Annotated in this window: 21 protein-coding genes and 1 riboswitch; of the genes, 13 read left to right on the top strand and 8 right to left on the bottom strand. The window is 32.7% G+C overall.

All coding sequences use genetic code 11. The features are described 5' to 3' along the window. Position 1 precedes the first annotated feature (1 nt). The 5 genes from pstB to cvfB form a co-directional block, all read right to left on the bottom strand. Complete coding sequence (gene pstB, locus KA833_RS09625; RefSeq protein WP_046208304.1) at positions 2 to 883, bottom strand: phosphate ABC transporter ATP-binding protein PstB; 882 nt, start codon at positions 881 to 883, stop codon at positions 2 to 4. 92 nt (positions 884 to 975) lie between these two features. Further along, positions 976 to 1,887, bottom strand: a complete 912-nt coding sequence (gene pstA / locus KA833_RS09620; RefSeq protein WP_019468772.1) for a phosphate ABC transporter permease PstA — start codon at positions 1,885 to 1,887, stop codon at positions 976 to 978. Between the two features lies 1 nt (position 1,888). After that, on the bottom strand, positions 1,889 to 2,818 hold the full coding sequence (pstC, locus tag KA833_RS09615; protein ID WP_046208303.1) for a phosphate ABC transporter permease subunit PstC: 930 nt from the start codon (positions 2,816 to 2,818) through the stop codon (positions 1,889 to 1,891). 199 nt (positions 2,819 to 3,017) lie between these two features. Further along, complete coding sequence (locus tag KA833_RS09610; RefSeq protein WP_046208302.1) at positions 3,018 to 3,977, bottom strand: PstS family phosphate ABC transporter substrate-binding protein; 960 nt, start codon at positions 3,975 to 3,977, stop codon at positions 3,018 to 3,020. A gap of 328 nt (positions 3,978 to 4,305) precedes the next feature. Next, positions 4,306 to 5,205 carry an RNA-binding virulence regulatory protein CvfB gene (gene cvfB / locus KA833_RS09605; protein ID WP_046208301.1) on the bottom strand — a complete coding sequence of 300 codons (900 nt, stop codon included), beginning with the start codon at positions 5,203 to 5,205 and terminating at the stop codon, positions 4,306 to 4,308. Between the two features lie 143 nt (positions 5,206 to 5,348). Here cvfB and KA833_RS09600 point away from each other — a divergent pair, with 143 nt between their 5' ends. The 10 genes from KA833_RS09600 (at position 5,349) to lysA (ending at position 16,807) form a co-directional block, all read left to right on the top strand. Continuing rightward, positions 5,349 to 6,953: an ABC-F family ATP-binding cassette domain-containing protein gene (locus KA833_RS09600; protein WP_046208300.1), complete on the top strand. Its 1,605-nt coding sequence runs from the start codon at positions 5,349 to 5,351 to the stop codon at positions 6,951 to 6,953. A gap of 266 nt (positions 6,954 to 7,219) precedes the next feature. Then, positions 7,220 to 8,050 (top strand): aldo/keto reductase, encoded by an 831-nt coding sequence (locus tag KA833_RS09595; protein ID WP_210128497.1) that lies wholly within the window; start codon positions 7,220 to 7,222, stop codon positions 8,048 to 8,050. Between the two features lie 184 nt (positions 8,051 to 8,234). Beyond that, a riboswitch (Lysine riboswitch) is annotated at positions 8,235 to 8,413 on the top strand. Positions 8,414 to 8,494: 81 nt separating this feature from the next. Then, a complete protein-coding gene (locus KA833_RS09590) occupies positions 8,495 to 9,703 on the top strand; it encodes an aspartate kinase (RefSeq protein ID WP_174894772.1) in 1,209 nt (402 codons plus the stop codon). A 60-nt stretch (positions 9,704 to 9,763) separates the two neighbouring features. Next, positions 9,764 to 10,753, top strand: coding sequence for an aspartate-semialdehyde dehydrogenase (locus KA833_RS09585; RefSeq protein ID WP_046208297.1), 990 nt, complete (start codon positions 9,764 to 9,766; stop codon positions 10,751 to 10,753). A gap of 1 nt (position 10,754) precedes the next feature. After that, positions 10,755 to 11,642, top strand: coding sequence for a 4-hydroxy-tetrahydrodipicolinate synthase (dapA, locus tag KA833_RS09580; RefSeq protein WP_210128496.1), 888 nt, complete (start codon positions 10,755 to 10,757; stop codon positions 11,640 to 11,642). Then, entirely contained in the window at positions 11,639 to 12,361 is a 723-nt protein-coding gene (dapB, locus tag KA833_RS09575; protein WP_046208295.1) for a 4-hydroxy-tetrahydrodipicolinate reductase, read from the top strand. The genes dapA and dapB overlap by 4 nt, the downstream gene beginning before the upstream one ends. 21 nt (positions 12,362 to 12,382) lie before the next feature. Next, on the top strand, positions 12,383 to 13,102 hold the full coding sequence (gene dapD, locus KA833_RS09570) for a 2,3,4,5-tetrahydropyridine-2,6-dicarboxylate N-acetyltransferase (protein ID WP_046208294.1): 720 nt from the start codon (positions 12,383 to 12,385) through the stop codon (positions 13,100 to 13,102). A 208-nt stretch (positions 13,103 to 13,310) separates the two neighbouring features. After that, a complete protein-coding gene (locus KA833_RS09565; protein WP_046208293.1) occupies positions 13,311 to 14,468 on the top strand; it encodes an amidohydrolase in 1,158 nt (385 codons plus the stop codon). Then, entirely contained in the window at positions 14,465 to 15,538 is a 1,074-nt protein-coding gene (locus tag KA833_RS09560; protein ID WP_210128495.1) for an alanine racemase, read from the top strand. The genes KA833_RS09565 and KA833_RS09560 overlap by 4 nt, the downstream gene beginning before the upstream one ends. 3 nt (positions 15,539 to 15,541) lie before the next feature. Continuing rightward, positions 15,542 to 16,807 (top strand): diaminopimelate decarboxylase, encoded by a 1,266-nt coding sequence (gene lysA, locus KA833_RS09555; protein ID WP_210128494.1) that lies wholly within the window; start codon positions 15,542 to 15,544, stop codon positions 16,805 to 16,807. Between the two features lie 165 nt (positions 16,808 to 16,972). Here lysA and cspA read toward each other — a convergent pair whose 3' ends face one another. After that, positions 16,973 to 17,173, bottom strand: a complete 201-nt coding sequence (gene cspA, locus KA833_RS09550; RefSeq protein WP_001831260.1) for a cold shock protein CspA — start codon at positions 17,171 to 17,173, stop codon at positions 16,973 to 16,975. A 184-nt stretch (positions 17,174 to 17,357) separates the two neighbouring features. Further along, the gene (gene msaA, locus KA833_RS09545) at positions 17,358 to 17,663 is read right to left on the bottom strand and encodes a DUF1033 family protein (RefSeq protein WP_210128493.1); all 306 of its coding nucleotides are present in this window, start codon (positions 17,661 to 17,663) and stop codon (positions 17,358 to 17,360) included. Positions 17,664 to 18,000: 337 nt separating this feature from the next. On the opposite strand from msaA, the gene KA833_RS09540 reads away from it, so the two are divergent. The 3 genes from KA833_RS09540 to KA833_RS09530 are packed head-to-tail and all read left to right on the top strand — an operon-like array spanning position 18,001 to position 20,066. After that, on the top strand, positions 18,001 to 18,270 hold the full coding sequence (locus KA833_RS09540; RefSeq protein ID WP_046208290.1) for an acylphosphatase: 270 nt from the start codon (positions 18,001 to 18,003) through the stop codon (positions 18,268 to 18,270). Positions 18,271 to 18,283: 13 nt separating this feature from the next. After that, positions 18,284 to 18,904 (top strand): 5-bromo-4-chloroindolyl phosphate hydrolysis family protein, encoded by a 621-nt coding sequence (locus KA833_RS09535; RefSeq protein ID WP_046208289.1) that lies wholly within the window; start codon positions 18,284 to 18,286, stop codon positions 18,902 to 18,904. A gap of 28 nt (positions 18,905 to 18,932) precedes the next feature. Continuing rightward, positions 18,933 to 20,066 (top strand): toxic anion resistance protein, encoded by a 1,134-nt coding sequence (locus KA833_RS09530; RefSeq protein ID WP_046208288.1) that lies wholly within the window; start codon positions 18,933 to 18,935, stop codon positions 20,064 to 20,066. A gap of 251 nt (positions 20,067 to 20,317) precedes the next feature. On the opposite strand, the gene brnQ3 is transcribed toward KA833_RS09530, so the two are convergent. Beyond that, positions 20,318 to 21,661: a branched-chain amino acid-like transporter carrier protein BrnQ3 gene (brnQ3, locus tag KA833_RS09525; RefSeq protein ID WP_046208287.1), complete on the bottom strand. Its 1,344-nt coding sequence runs from the start codon at positions 21,659 to 21,661 to the stop codon at positions 20,318 to 20,320. Positions 21,662 to 21,721 lie beyond the last annotated feature (60 nt).

Below are 21,721 nucleotides of genomic sequence, written 5' to 3'. Positions count from 1 at the left end.
ATTAACCGAAGCGACCAGAGATATAATCTTCTGTTTGTTTGTCTGAAGGATTAGAGAAGATTTTATCAGTGTCGTCGTATTCATTTACATAGCCGTTAAGGAAAAATGCTGTTTTATCAGAAACACGCGCAGCTTGTTGCATATTATGTGTAACAATAATAATTGAATATTTTTCTTTTAACTCTTGTACGAGTTCTTCTACTTTCAATGTTGAAATTGGATCCAACGCAGATGTTGGTTCATCCATTAAAATAACATCTGGTTCAATTGCTAATGTACGTGCGATACAAACACGTTGTTGTTGACCACCTGATAAGCTATATGCATTTGTATCTAAGCGGTCTTTTAACTCATCCCATATTGCAGCGCCACGTAAAGATTTTTCGACAATTTCGTCAAGAATCTTTTTATTTTTAATACCATGTATTTTAGGTCCGTAAGTGATGTTATCATATATAGATTTTGGGAATGGGTTCGGTTGTTGGAAAACCATTCCTACATTTGTTCTTAATTTTTCAACAGAATATTTTTCATCAAAAATATTCTGATCACGGTAAATGATTTTACCTGCTGTTTTAACAGATGGCACAAGTTCTACCATTCTATTTAATGTTTTAATATAAGTAGATTTACCACAACCTGATGGTCCTATGATTGCAGTGACATTATTTTCTAAAATATCTAGATTGATGTTTTTTAAAGCATGATTATCGCCATACCATAAATCTAAATTTTTTGTAGAATAGACTATTTTTTTCTCACTATCAGGAATTTTATTGTCATTTTTATTTGTTTCTCTATCAATCGATGCAATTGGTGCAGAATCTTGATTTGTATGTTCTGCGATTTTTGATTTTTCTTCTTTAATTGTATCTTTAGTCATAATTAAAACTCCTTTTGCGATTATGTTATAAACTATAAAGTTATAATTTTCCCCAAAATAACCGCTTAATTAAATTTGATTTTGAAATAACATTAATATTTTTTACTGTATTTGTTTCTTAAGAATATTGCGATTGCGTTCATTAGCAGTAAAATCACTAGCAAGACAATGATACCGGCCGACGCAACATTTTGGAATTCATCTTGTGGTAGTTTTGCCCAATTGTAAATCGACATTGGCAACGCTTGGAATTGGTCGAATACACTTGAAGGTAAACTTAATAATACGGTTGGTATACCAATGAGTATGAGTGGTGCAGTTTCACCTAATGCACGAGATAATGCTAGAATGAAGCCTGTTAATATACCAGGAATCGCTGCTGGTAATACAACGCGACGAATCGTTTGCCATTTGTTTCCACCTAAGCCATATGAAGCTTCTCTAACAGAGCTTGGTACCGATCTGATGGCTTCTTGGCTTGCAACGATAATGACTGGTAAAATAAGTAACGACATAGTTAAAGCCGCAGCAAGTACAGAGTTACTTAAAGCAAGCGCTTCTATACCCATACCTCTTACAAAAATAGTGAGACCAAGTAAACCAAAAACGACTGAAGGTACACCAGCTAAGTTTGAAATACTAACTTTAATAAAACTTGTTAATGCATTATCTTTAGCATATTCTTCTAAATAAATTGCTGTACCTACACCCAATATAATTGAAATTGGAATAATAGTAATCATTAACCAAATTGTACCGATTAAACCGCCTTTCACACCGGCCATTGAAGGCGTAGAAGATGAGAAATTGGTGAAGAACGACGGTGTTAAATGCCCTGCACCTTTAATGAGTGTATCTATAATTAAAGCAGCTAAAAAAAGTAAGGCTACTAAAGTACATGTGAAAAATGCCCATTTATTGAATTTATTTGTTGCTAACCTACTGGAAAGTTTTTTCTCAACTTTTTGTTGATTAACAAGCGCTTTAGTATTTGTCTCTGCCATTTTAATACTCCTCTCTAAAGCGTTTCGTAATCCATTGTGAAATTAAATTCATCACAAGTGTGAATAAGAATAGTGTGAAACCAACAGCATAGATACTGTAATAGATATCAGAGCCAAATGTCGCATCTCCTGTTGCAACTTGTACAATATATCCAGTCATCGTTTGGATAGATCCGGTTAAATCTAATGAAGAACTTGGAGTACTACCTGCTGCAAGTGATACAATCATCGTTTCCCCGATTGCACGTGAGACAGCTAATACGATAGATGCCATAATACCTGAAGTAGCAGCTGGTAATATCACTTTTGTGGCAACTTCAAATTTTGTTGCGCCTAAACCAAGTGCACCTTCACGCATTTTATTTGGCACAGATGACATCGCGTCTTCACTCATGCTCGAAATTAGTGGAATAATCATAACGCCTACGACAATACCTGGACTAATTGAATTGAAACTACCTAATTCAGGAAATATTGCACGGAGTACAGGGGTAACAAATGTTAAAGCGAAAAAGCCGAAAACAATTGTTGGTATCCCAGATAATATTTCTAAAATCGGTTTTATTATTTTTCTCACTCTTGTAGAAGCATATTCACTTAAATATAAAGCAGCGCCTAATCCTAAAGGAACAGCAACAATTGTTGCAATAACTGTTATTTTAAGCGTACCTAAGATCAATGCCCAAATGCCATATTGTGGTGTTGATGAGAATGGATTCCAATCTTTGGAGAATAAAAACTCAGTAATTGGAACACGTGTAAAAAATGTAATGGTCTCTGTTAATAATGTAACGATTATCCCTACTGTTGCTAAAATTGAGCAAATTGCAATGATTCCCAGAATGATCGGTACAATTTTATCGCTAATACCTTTTTTCTTAGCATTGTTTTTAGCAATCATTTCACTAACAGAAGTATTCTGATTAGCCATGTAAATACCCTTCTTTCTTATAGACTCCCAATATTTAAAATAAAAGTCGGGATTGTTCATCATCTAGTGTTTAGCAACATAGCGATTTTCACTATATTGTTAAACGCTAGATAAATTGAACTTGGAAGTAGATAGATAACTTAATCATGCTATTTGTCTATCTACTTCCTGAATCCCAACTTTAAAATTGCTATTATGTTTATTTATCTTCTTTTTTGCTGTCTTTTTTGTCGCTATCTTTACCAATGATGTCTTTTAATTTGCTTTGTTGTTCAGTGTAATCTTTTTCAGGTAAGGCAACAAATCCTGCGTCTTCAGCTGATTTTCCTTTATCCTTCATGACAAATTTCATGAAGTCTTGGAATCCTTCATTATCTTTTAATTTTTTCTCGTTAGTGTAGATATAAAGTGGTCTACTTAATGCGTAAGAACCATCTTGAATTGTTTTCTTAGTTGGTTCAGTTAATTGACCATTTTCATCTTTGATTTTAACTTCTTTTAGCTTGTCTTTATTTTGTTTATAGAAGTTATAACCAAAATAGCCGACACTATCTTTATTTTTCTCTACTGACTGAACAATTGTATTTGTATCAGCATTTTTCTCTGCTTTAATATCTTTTTTGTCCATAATTTCTTCAGAGAAGAAATCGTAAGTACCGTGAGATTGGTCAGGAGAAAATGCTTTGATTTCTTTGTCTGGCCATTTTGAATTAACGTCTTTCCATGTTTTTGCTTTGCCTGAGTAGATTTCATTTAATTGTTCTTTAGTAAGTTCATCTACAAAGTCGTTATCTTTATTTACAGTAATTGTCACACCATCTTGAGCAACTTTAAACTCATCATATTTAATACCTTTATCATCTAATTTTTTCTTTTCTTCGTCTTTTATAGGTCTAGATGCATTTGAGAAATCAGTGCTGCCTGAAATGAATTTTTCAAAACCGCCACCAGTTCCAGCTGTACCATTAGATACAGTTACATCTGAATTATCTTTTGCGAATTTTTCATTTAATTTTTCAATGATTGGACCTACAGTAGATGAACCATCACCTTTAACTTCTCCACTTCCTTTACCAGAATCGCTATTTCCACCGCCACAAGCTCCTAATAAAAGTGAAGCGCCGATTACAGTAGTACCAAATAATTGCCATTTTTTCATTGAAACATCCTCCTAATAAGTGAATAACCCAAAAGTTATATGTATTTCTTACAGTTCCTATACTACACACCTTTTATTAAATACAAATATAGATAATGTAAATCTTTTGTTAAGTATTTATTGACCTCATTTACAAAATTCACAATAAGAGATTCTATGTATGCTATGATTTTTGAAATGTTGATATGACGGTATTTGTAAAAATATAAATATTACAAAACACGTTTGTTTTGTAATATAAAAACAAAAAAATCCTGTACTACACAACGATTTATGTAGTACAGGATAAATTTATAAGTATCTAATACACTATTTTATATAGTAGAAACTAATCTTCGACTCTACTCCAACCTTTATTAGTTAATGCAATTTTACCAGTTTCAATAGTTATAATTTTGTTTTTATATAAATGGCCAATTGCGCGCTTAAATGCACCCTTACTCATATTGAATACTTCTTTAATCGCTTCAGGACTTGATTTATCCCAAAATGGAAGCTCACCATCATATTCTACGAGTAAATTAAAAATATGTTGACCATCTTCGTCAAGTCTTTCATGTGCAAATGGTAAAAATGAACCGTTAAGCTCCCCTTTTTCATTATGTCCGATGATACGAACTTCTAGTTTTTCACCTAAACGAGGTTCAGATTTACGTTCAGATTCATGTACGAATATTTTATGGCCATCTTTGGATAGCATAAAGCTTCCGACTCTTAAAACTCTGTATGGTCTTGCTTCAATAACTTTATTTTGTAATGTATCATCGTGTACTGGCGTGTACATCGAATCAACAATTGTCTCAGTTGCTAGTCGAGCATACATATTATTCTCACTATCAATACGCAAAGTAACTAATAATTCATCACCTTGTGTCGGCCATACATCTTTGACTTTTGGTAAATCTATCCATGGAATTAAAACTTCTCTTGGAAGACCTACATCGACATGTGCACCATCTCGGTCGGTTTTTAATACTTTCACAAAATCATATTTGCTAGTAGTAATGTCTGGCATGTTTTGTGTCGCAAACAATGCACCTGATCTATTAGGATAAATGAAGAAACTATATTCCTCGCCTATCGTTAACTCGTCTTCTTCATTAACTTCTGATTGATTGAGTTTAACTTCTTCTCCGTTTGGTCCTTGTAACTTGTAAGTAGATCCTTCTAATCCAACGACTTCAAGAAATTCAATGGAACCTACAATATTTTTCTCTTCTTGGGCCATACTGTTCTCCTTCGTACTTAAATTTATTCTTAACTATTATAACATGCTATAAAGAAACAAGCATCACCTCATTGTGAATGGTCGAAACTCCTTCTTAAGTGTGTTATAATTTGTCCGGTAGATTAACGTAAAGGAGCAAATGCATGTTACAAGTTACTGATGTAAGTTTACGGTTTGGTGATCGTAAATTATTCGAGGATGTAAATATTAAATTTACAGAAGGAAATTGTTATGGTTTGATTGGAGCCAACGGTGCTGGAAAATCAACATTTTTAAAGATTTTATCTGGTGAGTTGGATGCACAATCAGGTCATGTATCTATGGGAAAAGACGAACGTTTAGCAATCTTAAAACAGGATCACTTTGCTTATGAAGATGAACGTGTGATAGATGTTGTGATTAAAGGTCATGAACGTTTATATGAAGTAATGAAAGAAAAAGATGAGATTTATATGAAACCAGATTTCAGTGATGAAGATGGAATCAGGGCTGCAGAATTAGAAGGCGAATTTGCTGAAATGGACGGTTGGAATGCCGAAGCAGATGCAGGTTCTTTATTATCTGGATTGGGTATATCTGCTGATTTACAAGATAAAAAAATGGCTGAATTAGAAAATAATCAAAAAGTAAAAGTATTATTAGCTCAAAGTTTATTCGGCAAGCCCGATGTACTCCTACTTGATGAACCGACCAACGGTTTAGATATACCTGCGATAAGCTGGTTAGAAGATTTCTTAATTAACTTTGAAAATACAGTGATTGTGGTATCACATGACCGACACTTTTTAAATAATGTATGTACACATATTGCAGACTTAGATTATGGAAAAATAAAAGTTTATGTTGGTAACTATGATTTCTGGTATCAATCAAGTCAATTAGCAATGAAAATGGCACAAGAGCAAAATAAGAAAAAAGAAGAAAAAATTAAAGAGTTGCAAGATTTCGTTGCTCGTTTCTCTGCAAATGCATCTAAATCTAAACAAGCAACAAGTCGTAAAAAACAACTAGAAAAAATTGAATTAGACGATATTCAACCTTCTTCACGCCGTTATCCATACGTAAAATTCACGCCAGAACGTGAAATTGGTAATGACTTGCTATTTGTGGAAAATGTATCAAAAACGATTGATGGTAATAAAGTGTTAGACAACATTTCATTCACAATGAACCCTAATGATAAAGCGGTTTTAATTGGAGATAGTGAAATTGCGAAAACTACTTTACTTAAAATACTTGCAGGTGAAATGGATCCAGACGAAGGATCAGTAAAATGGGGTGTCACAACTTCCCGCAGTTACTTCCCTAAAGATAACTCTGACTACTTTGAAGGTGTAGATATGAATTTAGTTGATTGGTTACGTCAATATGCACCTGAAGATGAACAAACTGAAACATTCTTAAGAGGTTTCTTAGGTCGTATGTTATTTAGTGGCGAAGAAGTTAAGAAAAAAGCTAGTGTTTTATCTGGTGGAGAGAAAGTACGCTGTATGTTAAGTAAAATGATGTTATCTAGCGCGAATGTTCTATTGCTAGATGAACCAACAAACCACTTAGATTTAGAAAGTATTACTGCAGTAAATGATGGTTTGAAAAATTTCAAAGGTTCTATGATTTTCACATCTTATGACTTTGAATTTATCAATACAATTGCAAACCGAGTAATTGACTTAAACCCTACTGGTGGTTTATCAAAAGAAATATCTTATGAAGCTTATTTACAAGAAACTGGTGTATTAAGTAAATAACCCTTTAAAAATACAAAGCGATATATATAGTATCATATTGAATTGATGATACGTATTGTATATTTCAAAAATTCAGATTATAAATCGCGTTATTAAAAATAAATGCAAAATATTATCAATGATTGAAATCATACGTTAAAAGCTGAGATATTAACATATCTTAGCTTTTTTGTTTATAGTAACTTCCTCCCTACGAGTCTAAATATTAGGCATAAATGGTTAAGCATAATATAATCAAATACATATTTCGTTATGGAGGTATGCAAATGAAACAGTTAAATATGTTAGATGGACAAGTAATTCCTCAAATTGGTTTTGGTACATATAAGTTAAATGGCGCGCATGGCACACATGCGATTGTGAATGCCTTAGAACAAGGTTATCGTTTGTTAGATACTGCTTATAATTATGAGAATGAAGGTACTGTAGGTAAAGCAATCGAGATGAGTGGTGTTTCACGCGAACAAATTATGATTACTTCAAAATTACCTGGTCGTTATCAAACTTACGACGATGCACTGACTGCAGTTCAGGAATCAATTTATCGTCTAGGTGTAGATTATCTTGATTTATATTTAATTCACTGGCCTAATCCCAAACAAGGAAAGTATGTTGAAGCTTGGCGAGCAATGATTGCAGCACAAAAAGCTGGCTTAATAAAATCAATTGGTGTATGTAACTTTTTACCAGAACATATCGATACACTACAACAAGAAACTGGCGTTTTGCCAGTTGTGAACCAAATTGAGTTACATCCATACTTCAATCAAGAAGCATTGGTTCAGTACAATACTTCTAAAGGAATTGTTACTCAAGCTTGGAGTCCATTAGGTCGTGCTTCTAGTGTTATCAATGATGAAAACCTTGTGGAAATTGCCACAAAACATAATAAAACTATTCCTCAAGTTATATTAAAATGGCATGTTCAAAATGGTGTTGTACCTATTCCGAAATCTACGACAGTATCAAGACAATTACAAAATATTGATATTTTTGACTTTTCCCTTGATAATAATGACATTGAGAAAATCAACGCATTAACACGTGTAGATGGTAGACGTAAAGACCAAGATCCAGCCATATATGAAGAATTTTAAAGAAAAAGCTCATAAATTTTAAAAGTTTAATATTTTTGTTCTTTTTAAAAGTATATAAATTACACTTAATTAGCAAAACGTTTATAAAAACGTTTAATTTTTCAGTAAATTTAAAAAACTTTGTAAAAGCGGTTTACAGTACATATAAGCATATGTATAATATGATTCATAAACAAAATTAAATAAGTTTTGATGAGGCGCATCAATCATTAGTAAATTTTAGAAGAACCTGTCTGCTAGCAGCTAATTTTGAAAGGGTGAGATGCCGAAACAGTTATAATAGCAGCTTATAACAAGTTGGACTTTATGGTTAAGAGCTAAGAGTCTGTCATTATTTTAAAATAATGGAGTGCATCACTTGTATATAAATTATAGAACAGGTTCGCATTCCGGACTTGTTCTTTTTTATATCACTGTGATTCTCCCCTATCAAATGAGGAGGATATGGAATTGGAAAGAAGTGTTTTGAAATTTGGAGGTTCTTCAGTAAGTGATTTTACTAAAATTAAAAATATAGCAGGCATGTTAAAAACAAGAGTTGATGAAGGTGAGCAACTTATCGTTGTTGTAAGTGCAATGGGTAAAACAACAGATGAGCTGATGGCTAATGTTTCAACACTTACTACGACACCAAAAGATCAAGAATTGGCCCTGTTATTAACAACTGGTGAACAACAGACTGTTTCCTATTTATCGATGGTATTAAATGACATCGGTATAAATGCAAAAGCGATGACTGGATATCAAGCAGGAATCAAAACGGTTGGTCATCATTTAAAAAGTAAAATTGCTGAAATCGACCCAAGTACATTTGAACAAGCTTTTGAAAGTAACGATGTACTAGTAGTAGCAGGATTTCAAGGGGTAAATGATGAATTAGAAGTAACTACCTTAGGTCGTGGTGGCTCAGATACCACTGCTGTAGCTTTAGCTGCAAGTAACCAAACGACTTGTGAGATATACACTGATGTAGATGGTGTATATGCGACAGACCCACGGGTTTACAAAGATGCGAAACGTCTGTCGTATGTTTCGTATGAAGAAATGATGGAAATGAGCGCTTTAGGTGCAGGCGTACTTGAAACGAGAAGCGTTGAATTAGCGAAAAATTATAACATCCCCTTGTATTTAGGAAGAACTTTATCAAATGTGAAAGGAACATGGATTATGTCACAAGCAGAATTATTAGAAAAAAAAGCAGTTACTGGTGTTGCATTAGATAAACATATGCAACATGTTACAATTAGTTATCCCCTACCGGATAATAGATTACTGACAGATTTATTCAACCATTTAGAAGAAGGATCAGTCAATGTCGATATGATTTCTCAAATCGTTAATTTGGAAGGGTTACAAATGTCTTTCACGATAAAAGATACAGATGCTGTTCAAATAACAAACATCTTAGATGACTTAAAAGAAAGGTTTAATGCTTTAGACTTCAAGATAAATGAGGGATACGTTAAACTTTCATTAATTGGTTCTGGTATGAGAGATATGTCTGGTGTTGCTTCAAAAGCATTTATAACATTGATTGAAAATGATATTGCATTTTATCAAACCACCACATCCGAAATAAGTATTTCATGTGTAATAGATTCTGAAAATGGTGAACGCGCAGTTCATGCCTTGTATCAAACTTTTGATATCTGAATTTTCTAAATATAATTAATTTTAGCAAACTTATTAAAATGAAAATGGAGTGTATAATATATGACAAAATTAGCAATAGCAGGCGCAACTGGTTTAGTTGGAAGAAAAATGTTAGAAACAGTAGATCGTAAAAACATATCATTTGATGAATTAGTATTGTTTTCTTCAGCACGTTCAGCAGGAGAAAAAATTGAATTTCAAGGCAAAACATATACGGTTAAAGAATTAACTGAAGAAGCTGCAAGTGAACATTATGACTATGTTTTAATGAGTGCCGGTGGAAGTACCAGCGCCCATTTCTCCCCTATTTTTGAACAAGCTGGTGCCATTGTTATTGATAATTCTAGTCAATGGAGAATGGCAGATGACATTGATTTAATTGTACCTGAAGTGAATGAACCTGTATTAAAAAGAAAAATCATCGCTAATCCAAATTGCTCTACTATTCAATCGGTTGTACCTTTAAAAGTATTGCAAGAAGCATTTGGATTAGAACGTGTAGCTTATACAACATATCAAGCTGTTTCAGGGTCTGGTGTAAAAGGCAGACAAGATTTATCTGAAGGTGCGAATGGTAAAGCACCTGAAGCATATCCACATCCTATTTATAATAATGTTTTACCACATATCGATAGTTTTTTAGAAAATGGGTATACAAAAGAAGAGCAAAAAATGATTGATGAGACAAGAAAAATTTTAAAAGATGAAGATTTGAAAGTAACAGCAACTTGTGTGCGTGTGCCTGTTCAAGATAGTCACAGTGTGCATATGAGCGTTACGCTTGAAAGCGAAAGTTCAGTACAAGCAATTCAGCAGCTTTTTGACAATGACGGACGTGTCGTACTGATTGATAATCCAGAACAAAATGAATATCCACTAGCGATAAATGCAACTGGTAAGGATGAAATATTTGTTGGTAGAATTCGTCGAGATGATTCGTTAGATAATACTTTCCATGTTTGGTGTACTTCAGATAACTTACTAAAAGGTGCAGCTTTAAATGCAGTACAAGTTTTAGAACAAGTAATGAGTTTGAAAGGAGTAAGATAAAATGGGACATATTTTTGAAGGTGTAGGCGTTGCTTTGACAACACCTTTCACACACAACGAAGTTGATTTAAATGCCCTTAGAAGACATGTAAAATATTTATTAGAAAATAATGCGAAATGTATCGTGGTTAATGGTACAACAGCCGAAAACCCTACATTAACTGATGAAGAAAAAGATCAAGTATTAGAGACGGTTGTTAATTATGTAGATGGCAAAGTACCAGTGATTGCTGGCACAGGTACGAATAATACTCAAAAATCTATTCAAGCTTCAGTACGTGCGAGAGAAATTGGCGCAGATGGTATTATGTTAATCACGCCTTACTACAATAAAACAAATCAACGTGGATTGATTGAACACTTTACAACCATAGCTAATGCAGTAAAATTACCTGTCATTTTGTATAATGTACCTTCACGTACGAATATGACTATTAATCCAGAAACGGTTGAAACATTAAGTGATAATGAATATATTGTAGCGATAAAAGATGCTACTAATGATTTTGAATATATGGATGAATTGAAAAAACGTTTAGATTTAAATCATTTTGCTTTGTATAGCGGTAATGATGATAATGTGGTAGATTATTTTGAAAAAGGTGGTAACGGTGTCATTTCTGTCGCTGCAAATGTAATTCCTAATGCATTCCAGTCATTATTCGATGCAAAACAAAGTGGAAAAGATATCAATTCACAATTTCAACTTATACAAACGCTATTAGATGCATTAGCTGTTGATGTTAACCCTATTCCTATCAAAGCATTAACAGCCGTTGAAGGGTTTGGTAATTATGAAGTACGCCTTCCACTAGTGAAACTGCAAGATGCAGAACGTCAAACGTTAGAAGAAGCATATGAACAATTTAAAGCAGGTGACAATACATGAACATTGTTTTAATAGGCTATGGTGCCATGAATCAACGTGTAGCAAGATTAGCTGAAGCAAAAGGACATCAAATTGAAGGTGTGATTGTACCTAATTCATCTAAATCATACCCTTATCCAACGTTCCAACGTATTTCAGACGTTAAAGATGCCGATGTTGCAATTGATTTTTCAAATCCAGAGTTATTGTTGCCTCTATTAGATGATGAATTTAATTTGCCATTAGTTATCGCAACAACTGGAGAAAAAGAAAAAATTATTGCAAAATTAAAAGAATTAAGTAGTAAAATGCCAGTATTTTTCAGTGCAAATATGAGTTATGGAGTTCATGCTTTAACTAAAATTTTGGAAGCTGCGGTTCCCCTACTTCAAGATTTTGACATTGAACTAACTGAAGCACATCATAATAAAAAAGTGGACGCACCTAGTGGTACATTAGTAAAGCTTTATGATGTCATTGAGTCATTACGTGAAAAAACAACGCCAGTATACGACAGACATGAGTTAGATGAAAAACGTACACAAGATGAAATTGGTATCCATTCAATTCGTGGTGGTACGATTGTTGGTGAACATGATGTGTTATTTGCAGGTACTGATGAAACAATAGAAATCACCCATCGTGCTCAATCAAAAGATATTTTTGCCAATGGAGCGATTGGTGCAGCAGAAAAATTAATTAATAAATCAAATGATTTTTATACATTTGATAATTTATAACTTTTAAGGAGCGAAAAAATTATGGTACAACATTTAACGGCAGAAGAAATTATTCAATATATAAGTGATGCGAAGAAATCTACACCTCTTAAAGTTTATGTGAATGGTAAGTTCGATAAAGTAATATTTCCTGATAACTTTAAAGTATTTGGCGGACCTGACTCTAAAGTAATCTTTTGTGAAGCGGATGATTGGAAACAATTTTATGAAAAAAATCAATCAGCGATTGATGAATTAGAAGTTGAGATGGATCGTCGTAATTCAGCAATTCCATTAAAAGATTTAACCAATACGAATGCACGTATAGAACCTGGTGCATTTATTCGTGAACAAGCTACGATTGAAGATGGTGCAGTGATTATGATGGGTGCTACGATCAATATTGGTGCTGTAGTCGGCGAAGGAACGATGGTTGACATGAACGCAACACTTGGTGGTCGTGCTACTACAGGTAAAAACGTTCACGTTGGAGCTGGTGCAGTATTAGCTGGCGTAATTGAACCACCTAGTGCATCACCTGTGATCATTGAAGATGACGTACTCATTGGTGCAAATGCTGTAATACTTGAAGGTGTTCGCGTTGGTGAAGGCTCTATTGTTGCAGCTGGTGCAATCGTTACGCAAGATGTCCCTGCCGGATCTGTGGTTGCTGGAACACCAGCAAAAGTAATTAAGCAAACAAGTGAAGTTGAAGATTCAAAAAGAGAAATCGTTTCAGCACTAAGAAAATTAAATGATTAATACTGAATTAAGAAGATAGATCATAAAAACTGAAATTTTAATATTTGTAGGAGGTTTTAGACGATATAACATTTTATTATTAATGTATTCATTTATTTTAATGTATATATTAATTTGTAACTATAAAATCGTCTAACCTCCTTTTTATACATAAATAAGCATTTTTTATATTAATACATATTATAATAACTAAAAGGATTTGATTTTAATGAATGAGTTAGAATTTGTTACAACGCATAGACGTCATTTGCATCAACATCCAGAATTAAGCCTCCATGAATTTGAAACCACTAAATATATTGCAACATTTTTAGATGAACTTGGTGTCCAATACGATCGTCCATTGGAAACAGGTTTGATTGCTTATCTACCAGGTAATGGTAATCATACGATTGCTTATCGCGCAGACATAGATGCTTTGCCTATCTATGAAGAAAATGATGTCTCTTATCGAAGTAAAACAGATCATGTCATGCACGCATGTGGACATGATGGGCATACAACTGCATTAATGTTATTTGTTAAACGTTGTAAGTCTATGGCTGATCAAGGCACATTGCCTCAAAATATTGTATTTATCTTTCAACCAGCTGAAGAAACAGGAGGTGGCGCAAACCGTTTAATTCGTGCAGGCGCTTTTGATAAATACCCTATCGAAGCTATATTTGGTATCCACGTGATGCCTTTTGAAGATGAAGGTCGAGTTGTAATTCGTGATGAAGAAATTACAGCAAGTGCTACAGAGTATCGTTTTTATTTAACTGGTCTATCAAGTCATGTTGCGGATAAAGAACAAGGACATTCTGCTGGAGAAGCGCTGCAGCATGTTTTAAGTCAAGTGGGTCAGATACAACAATTCCATTTAAATGGCTTAAAGAGAAATATTGTACATATGGGTCATTTTGAAGCCGGAGAAGCCATAAACACAGTACCAAGCAATGGCTATTTAGAAGGCACTATTAGAACTTATGATGTCCATGATTTGGAAACTGTGAAACTGCAAATGCACAAAATTGCTGAAAGTGTAAAATTGTTATTTGACGTTGATTGTGAAGTGAAATTTGAAGAAGGCTATCCACCAACATATAATTCACCTGAATTACGTAAACATATTGAAAATGGTCTCAACATTGCTAACTTAACAATAGTTGATAAACCTACACCTTACTTATTTGGCGAGGATTTCAGCTTTTATAGTCAACTTGCACCTAGTTATTTTATTTTTGTCGGTGTACGAGACGAGACAAAAGGTTTTGTCACAGGTTTGCATACTGCCCTTTTAAATTTTAATGAACATATGTTGATTAAAATTGCAGATTATTATGAAGCGATTTTAAAATCCTATAGTGAGGTGGAATCACAATGACCGCAGTTTGGTTTGTTGACACTCAACGATTTTACAATAATGTGCTTAAAGTAATCCAAAACAATCAAATTATGGCAGTAGTTAAAAATAATGCCTATCATTATGGGTTGGAGTTTGCAGTACAGCAATTTTTAGAAGCTGGTATTAATACTTTTAGTACGACATCCTTAAGAGAAGCAATTCGCATAAGACAATTAGCCCCTAATGCAACGATTTTCTTAATGAATGCAGTATATGAATTTGATAAAGTGCGAGATTATCAAATTCAAATGACCCTACCCTCGTTAAATTTCTATTATGAACATATTAAAGATTTACAAGGTATTCAAGTTCATTTAGAATTTGAAAATTTACTGCATCGCTCAGGTTTGAAGAGTATAGATGAAATAAAAGAAGTGTTGCACCATCATATGAAAGATGAAAGTAAAGATAAAATGCGTATTACAGGTTTATGGACTCACTTTGGATATGCAGATGAATTTGATGTATCAGAATATCATAAAGAGCGTAAAGCTTGGTTAGAGATTGTTGACGCATTATTAGACGAAGGTTATCACTTTGAAATGATACATGCACAAAACAGTGCAAGTTATTATAGGGAAAACGGTGTGTTTGATAACCATACACATGCGCGCGTTGGCATTGCGCTTTACGGTTCTAGACCTTATCAAACGATTGATGTAAATGAGATTGAACAATCACTGACCGTTAAAGGTAATGTTATCCAAGTTCGTGAAGTAAATGAGGGTGATTATTGTGGCTATAGTTTTGCATTCGAAGTTACGCATAATCACACAAAATTAGCAGTAGTTGATATTGGCTATGGAGATGGTATTCTTAAATCAAGAGCAAAACATGAGGCACTTATCAACGGCAAGCGTTACCCTATTCGTGCGTTGATGATGAGCCATATGTTTGTTGAAGTTGATAACAACGTGCATGCACAAGATGAAGTAATATTATATAATAATGATATTCGTGTTGACGAGTTTACATTTAAAGGTGTTGGCGCGAATTCTGAACAATTAAGTGCAATGAATCACGACTCACTAATAAAGGAGTATAGATAAATTATGGTAGTAGAATATAATGATCGTGGCGAGTTAACAATGGGAGGTACAAGTCTTAAAACAATAGCTCAAAGTTTTGGAACCCCTACTATTGTTTACGATGAACATCAAATCAGATCACAAATGCAACGATTTCACACTGCTTTTCAGAAAAGTGGATTAAACTATAACATTTCATATGCTTCTAAAGCATTTACTTGTCTACAAATGGTGAAATTAGTACAAGAAGAAGGTCTTGAACTTGATGTAGTATCTGAAGGAGAATTGTATACAGCATTGGAAGCCGGTTTTGACCCACAGCATATACATTTTCATGGTAACAACAAGACAAAGCATGAGTTACAGTATGCTTTAGAAAGCAAAGTTGGCTATATCGTTATTGATGCATTAGAAGAAATAGAACTCATAGATAAATATGCGAGTGAAACGGTAAATGTCGTATTACGTTTAAACCCTGGTGTTGAAGCCCATACACATGAATTTATTCAAACTGGTCAGGAAGATAGTAAATTTGGTTTGTCAATTAAACATGGATTGGCAAATCAAGCAGTTGAAAAAGTAAAAAACACGAAACATTTAAATTTAAAAGGTGTTCACTTTCATGTAGGATCGCAAATTGAAGGCACAGAAGCGATGATTGAAACAGCAAAAATAGTAATTCAATGGTTAAAAGAAAATGCTATAGAGGTTGAACTGATTAACTTAGGCGGTGGTTTCAGTATTAGATATGTTGAAGGTGATGTAAGTTTCCCTATCGAAACTGGAATTTCAGAAATTACTGATGCGATAAAAGAAATTTCAACTGAATTTAACTACCCTCTTCCAGAAATTGGAATAGAACCTGGTAGATCTATAGTTGGAGAAGCCGGTATAACATTATATGAAGTTGGTACAATCAAAGAGATTCCCAATGTTAACAAATATGTATCAGTTGATGGTGGGATGAGTGATCATATTCGTACTGCATTATATGATGCTCAGTATGAAGCATTATTAGTTAATAGAAATGAACCAAAAGATGAAACTGTAACAATAGCTGGAAAACTTTGTGAGTCTGGAGATATTATAATTAAGGATGCTAAGTTACCTAGTACCGTTAAACGCGGTGATTATCTAGCTGTTTTATCAACAGGTGCTTATCATTATTCCATGGCATCTAATTACAACCAAATGCAAAAACCGTCAGTATTCTTTCTAAAAGATAGTAAAGCTAGAGAAGTTATAAAAAGACAATCATTGCGACAATTAATCATAAATGATACAAAATAACTTGTTAATAATATAAAGAATCAATCATAATTAAAGCTCTTTTTAAAGTACTCGATTAACGAGTATTCACTTTAAAAAGAGCTTTTTAAATTACATTTTAAAAATTTATATATTAAAAAAGAACCTTTAACAAGGTTCTTTTTATAGTCAATATTGCAATCTATATTATAGTTTTACAACGTTTGCAGCTTGAGGACCGCGATCGCCTTCAACTACTTCAAATTCAACTGATTGACCTTCTTCTAATGATTTGTAACCTTCTTGGTTAATCGCTGAGAAGTGTACGAATACATCGTTTTCTCCTTCTACTTCGATAAAACCAAATCCTTTTTCAGCGTTAAACCATTTTACTGTACCTTGTTTCATAAATGTGAAACCTCCAAGACTAATATTCATTCAATATGCATTATTCGCATATTACAAAAAATACAATTTCACAGTGTAAATCTGTCTTACAATATTCTTTGCAATATGGAATAAAACAATTGCTTGACTCATATTATAAGCCATAATAGCTGAAAATGCAATGCAATTGTGAAAAAACAATTTCTTAAACAATCGGTAATTTATAATAAACTTCATTATTATTTAAAACAATATAACTATAAAAAATCTGTAAATCTTCATCACAATCTTCACAAAATCCTAATTCACAATTATTATAAAATGCATGAATATTGTATTTACCAACCAGAAAATTGTCATAGTGCTTTTTACTATTTTCAATGATAGATTGATAGTAATTTAGCATCTTTTCATAGTTTTTAAAATGATATTGTTCCACGATATGATCAGTCCAGTCACTAAATAACCACCAGCCTTCGTAATCAGCCCGAATTTTTGCAACTGTCCACATGTAAATTACACCCTTTCACTTTCAACTTCATACTTGCTCTTATCAAATAAATCATTGTAATGATCATCATTATATTAATCATGATTTATTACGTTTATTTTGAATTATTTGTATATAATTTTATATATTGTCTATATGTTATGTAAAGTATTTTAAAAAATTTATTCATCCATACGCAAAAGATATTGCTAAATAGCTATGTGTAATATTTTAACTGTATCATATATAAAATCAAGTTATCTGTTTCATACTTTTGACGGATAGACACTTGTTATTCAGACAAAAATATTAGTTTTGTATGATAAAATTTCGTATAATGATAATAAGAGGTGATTATATGCAATGCAAACATATTAAAGTATTTGGTATAGTACAAGGCGTTGGTTTTCGCTATTATACTGAGAAGATAGCAAAAAAATATAATGTTGTAGGTACTGTTCAAAATATATCTGATTATGTAGAGATTTATGCTCAAGGAGATGAATCATCACTAACATCATTTATTAATGCTATCACTGAGGGTGCTTCACCTGCTTCTCAAGTTGAAGATTATGAAATTGAAGAGATAGAAACGAATGAATCATGGGAAAATTTTAGTACAATATAAAGGAAGATGAAGTTTGAGATATAATATTTCGCGAATTTATGGGACCATTATTGCTTTTCCAATAGCTGTTATCGCGTGGATTTCTAGTGTATTTGCATTAGAGTTAAATTTTATTTTTGATTTTCTTATTTCTGCAGTAGCGTTTATAGCATTCTACTTCCCTACTCAGCGTTTAACTTCTAGAAAATATTTAAATGAGATTGGTTTAACACGAAGAGATTATCATTTTGTAAATAGTCAATTAAATAATGCACAAGACAAGATAAGAAGAATTTTAAAAACTTTTGTTAACGTAAGATCAATCAAAGATTTTAGACAAGTAAACGAAATATATAGAATATCTCGAGCAATATACTATGCAGTAAAGCAACAACCCAGAATGTTTTTTAAAGTAGAAAGTTTTTTCTACTCTCATATTGATAATGCATTAAATCTCATTGAATCTTATACGAGATTAGCAAAATCACCAAAAAAATCAGAAGAAGAAAAGCAAAAGTTAGCACAAACTCGCATCACTTTAGATGAAGTTAAACGAACTTTAGTAGCAGATTTAAAGAGAATTAATGAAGAAGATTATAGCCAATTAGATATAGAAATGGAATTAAATAAAATTGAACAAAAAAGACAAAAGTAACTTATATAAAGAAGTGGAGTGAAATTAAATGGTAAGAGAACAAGACTTTTTAAATTCGCACCCATTGGATAAATATATTGATGAACAATCAGCAAATGAATCAGAAATTATTAACAGCACAAAACAATATACTAAAGAAGATGAACAGAAGATTGATGAATTAACTAAACAAATAAAACCAATGGATAATGATAGCTTATTAAATTATGGTACTTCTGCACAATCTGATATGTCTCAATTTTCACATCGTATTCTTAATGAGGTGAAAACCACAGATGTTGGTCCTGTTGGGGAATCTTTAAATGGATTGATGAGCAAACTTAAATCTGTAAACCCAGATGAGTTAAACCCAGAAAATCAATCAAAATTAAAACGTATTTTTAGAAGAACAAAAGCTTCAGTTAATGAAATTTTTTCAAAAATGCAATCTGTAGGATCTCAAATTGATCGCATTTCAATTGAACTAGATAAACATAAAAATAATTTAAATAAAGATATTGGAATGCTAGATGAATTGTATCATTTAAATAAAACGTATTTTGATGAATTAACACTGTATATAGAAGCAGCTAAAAGAAAGCAACAAGTGATACAACAAGAAGATATGCCGAAATTAAATGCTCAAGCTGAATCCACAGGTAATCAAATGGATGTGCAAGCTGTATCAGATATGGAACAATTTATAGATAGATTAGATAAACGCATTTATGATTTACAACTATCCAGACAAATTGCTATACAAACTGCGCCACAAATTAGAATGATTCAAAATGTGAATCATGCATTAGCAGAAAAAATTCAAAGTTCAATTTTAACGAGCATTCCTTTATGGAAAAACCAAATGTCTATTGCACTGACATTAATGAGACAACGTAATGCAGTTTCTGCACAGAAAGCAGTAACAGATACTACAAATAATTTGTTACTCAAGAATTCAGAACTTTTAAAGCAAAATGCTGTTGCTACAGCTACTGAAAATGAACGTGGTGTTGTCGATATTGAAACCTTAAAAACAACACAGCAAGATATCATAGACACGATTGAACAGACCCTCCAAATCCAGGAACAGGGTCGAAATAAACGTAAACAAGCAGAAACTGAATTAAACCAATTAGAAACAGAGATGAAAAATCAATTATTAGGTATGAAACAGCAAAAATAAAATGGATACAGAAATAAATTATAAGATATTAAGCCCGCAAATGAATATTTTTAATGATTCATTTACGGGTCTCTTTTTTTATTGTATATTTTGTCTTGGTTGTTATATCATGAGCTTGTTACTGTCCATCAGTTAAGTACTCCTTTCACCTAGAACAAGTAATCTTAATATACAAAAACGTCAATTTCTATTGAAATTGACGTTTTTTCGTAAATGAGGGATGTTTATACCCTACGAGTTATTTGATTTTATTATTCTTTTTCATAAACGATAGTTTTCTGTTTCTTAAATAACGGTGCTACAATATAACCAATAATTGTAGTGATCACTGCTATTGGGAACCATTCTAATGAATAATCTTTCAGTGGTAAGTTATCAATAAGACTTAACTTGAACCAACCTTGTGTGTGAATCACACTAAGGATTGAAATAATAGAAACTACTGCTACAGGAATTTGCTGTGCAATTGGTTTTGTTGGAATAAAACGTGCTAGTAATATTAAAAGTACCGAAGTAATCGCTACTGGATATACAATACTTAAAACAGGAACTGACATTGTAATCACTGAGTTTAATCCTTGATTTGCTAAAATAAAACTCACTAACGTGAAGATGATAACGTAAGTTTTATATGAAATTCTTGGGAATATTCTATTAAAATACTCTGAAACAGATACGATCAATCCACAAGCAGTTGTTAAACAAGCAAGAGCTACGATGATACCTAACAAGTACTTTCCAAAAGCACCAAATCCAGCGCTTGCCATTGTCGTTAGTAAATATGTACCAATATTTTGATCGTTAGCAATTAAACTGGCAACTTTCTCTTGCGGGACAGCCATATGGTTACCAATAAATCCTAAGGAAATATAAATAAACATAAGTGCCACTGCAGCAATAATTCCAGCTAATAGTGTTTGTCTGAAAATTTTGTTGGCGTGCGTGATGCCAGTTGCTTTTACCGCGTTAACCACAATCATTGAAAAAGCAATGGCAGCAATCGCATCCATTGTCAAATAACCATTCGTAAATCCTTGTGAAAAACCTGCAAAATTAGAAGTAAAAGCTTCAGCTGCCTGACTATGTGTATTACCACCATAATCAACAAACCCTTTGATAATCATCGCTAAAATAGTAATTAATAATAATGGTGTTAACAATGACCCAATGCGATCTACCATTTTATTTGGATTAATACATAAATATAAAACTACTAAAAAGTAAATGATTGTAAATATAAACAATGCTAAGCTACTATTTGTATGGGCAATTGGCGTAATTGTCATTTCAAATGACGTAGATGCAGTACGTGGTATTGCAAAAAGAGGTCCAATTGTTAAATATATGACAATTAAGAATATCACAGAAAATTTTGGTGAAATTTTATTTAAAGAACCAATATAACCTTGTTTATCTAAAGCACCAACGATTACCCCTAATAAGGGCAATCCTATACCAGTTAAAGCAAATGCTAATATGGAAGGCCAAAAGAATTGGCCGCTATCTAAACCTAAATTTGGTGGAAATATAAGATTGCCGGCTCCGAAAAACATAGCAAACAGCGTGAATCCTATAATCCATGTATTTTTATTCATAAATCGTTCTCCTTCTTGCCTATAAAATAATATTTACTATTCTATCACGATTTATAAGAA

This window comes from Staphylococcus sp. GDY8P67P, from assembly GCF_017892545.1.
GTDB lineage: Bacteria > Bacillota > Bacilli > Staphylococcales > Staphylococcaceae > Staphylococcus > Staphylococcus ureilyticus.
This window is presented reverse-complemented; position numbering and strand designations above follow the sequence as displayed.

Bases quoted from the DNA above. Each gene is read 5' to 3' on its own strand.
- pstB (WP_046208304.1), bottom strand. From the start codon at position 883: ATGACTAAAGATACAATTAAAGAAGAAAAATCAAAAATCGCAGAACAT.
- pstA (WP_019468772.1), bottom strand. From the start codon at position 1,887: ATGGCAGAGACAAATACTAAAGCGCTTGTTAATCAACAAAAAGTTGAG.
- pstC (WP_046208303.1), bottom strand. From the start codon at position 2,818: ATGGCTAATCAGAATACTTCTGTTAGTGAAATGATTGCTAAAAACAAT.
- KA833_RS09610 (WP_046208302.1), bottom strand. From the start codon at position 3,977: ATGAAAAAATGGCAATTATTTGGTACTACTGTAATCGGCGCTTCACTT.
- cvfB (WP_046208301.1), bottom strand. From the start codon at position 5,205: ATGGCCCAAGAAGAGAAAAATATTGTAGGTTCCATTGAATTTCTTGAA.
- KA833_RS09600 (WP_046208300.1), top strand. From the start codon at position 5,349: ATGTTACAAGTTACTGATGTAAGTTTACGGTTTGGTGATCGTAAATTA.
- KA833_RS09595 (WP_210128497.1), top strand. From the start codon at position 7,220: ATGAAACAGTTAAATATGTTAGATGGACAAGTAATTCCTCAAATTGGT.
- KA833_RS09590 (WP_174894772.1), top strand. From the start codon at position 8,495: ATGGAATTGGAAAGAAGTGTTTTGAAATTTGGAGGTTCTTCAGTAAGT.
- KA833_RS09585 (WP_046208297.1), top strand. From the start codon at position 9,764: ATGACAAAATTAGCAATAGCAGGCGCAACTGGTTTAGTTGGAAGAAAA.
- dapA (WP_210128496.1), top strand. From the start codon at position 10,755: ATGGGACATATTTTTGAAGGTGTAGGCGTTGCTTTGACAACACCTTTC.
- dapB (WP_046208295.1), top strand. From the start codon at position 11,639: ATGAACATTGTTTTAATAGGCTATGGTGCCATGAATCAACGTGTAGCA.
- dapD (WP_046208294.1), top strand. From the start codon at position 12,383: ATGGTACAACATTTAACGGCAGAAGAAATTATTCAATATATAAGTGAT.
- KA833_RS09565 (WP_046208293.1), top strand. From the start codon at position 13,311: ATGAATGAGTTAGAATTTGTTACAACGCATAGACGTCATTTGCATCAA.
- KA833_RS09560 (WP_210128495.1), top strand. From the start codon at position 14,465: ATGACCGCAGTTTGGTTTGTTGACACTCAACGATTTTACAATAATGTG.
- lysA (WP_210128494.1), top strand. From the start codon at position 15,542: ATGGTAGTAGAATATAATGATCGTGGCGAGTTAACAATGGGAGGTACA.
- cspA (WP_001831260.1), bottom strand. From the start codon at position 17,173: ATGAAACAAGGTACAGTAAAATGGTTTAACGCTGAAAAAGGATTTGGT.
- msaA (WP_210128493.1), bottom strand. From the start codon at position 17,663: ATGTGGACAGTTGCAAAAATTCGGGCTGATTACGAAGGCTGGTGGTTA.
- KA833_RS09540 (WP_046208290.1), top strand. From the start codon at position 18,001: ATGCAATGCAAACATATTAAAGTATTTGGTATAGTACAAGGCGTTGGT.
- KA833_RS09530 (WP_046208288.1), top strand. From the start codon at position 18,933: ATGGTAAGAGAACAAGACTTTTTAAATTCGCACCCATTGGATAAATAT.
- brnQ3 (WP_046208287.1), bottom strand. From the start codon at position 21,661: ATGAATAAAAATACATGGATTATAGGATTCACGCTGTTTGCTATGTTT.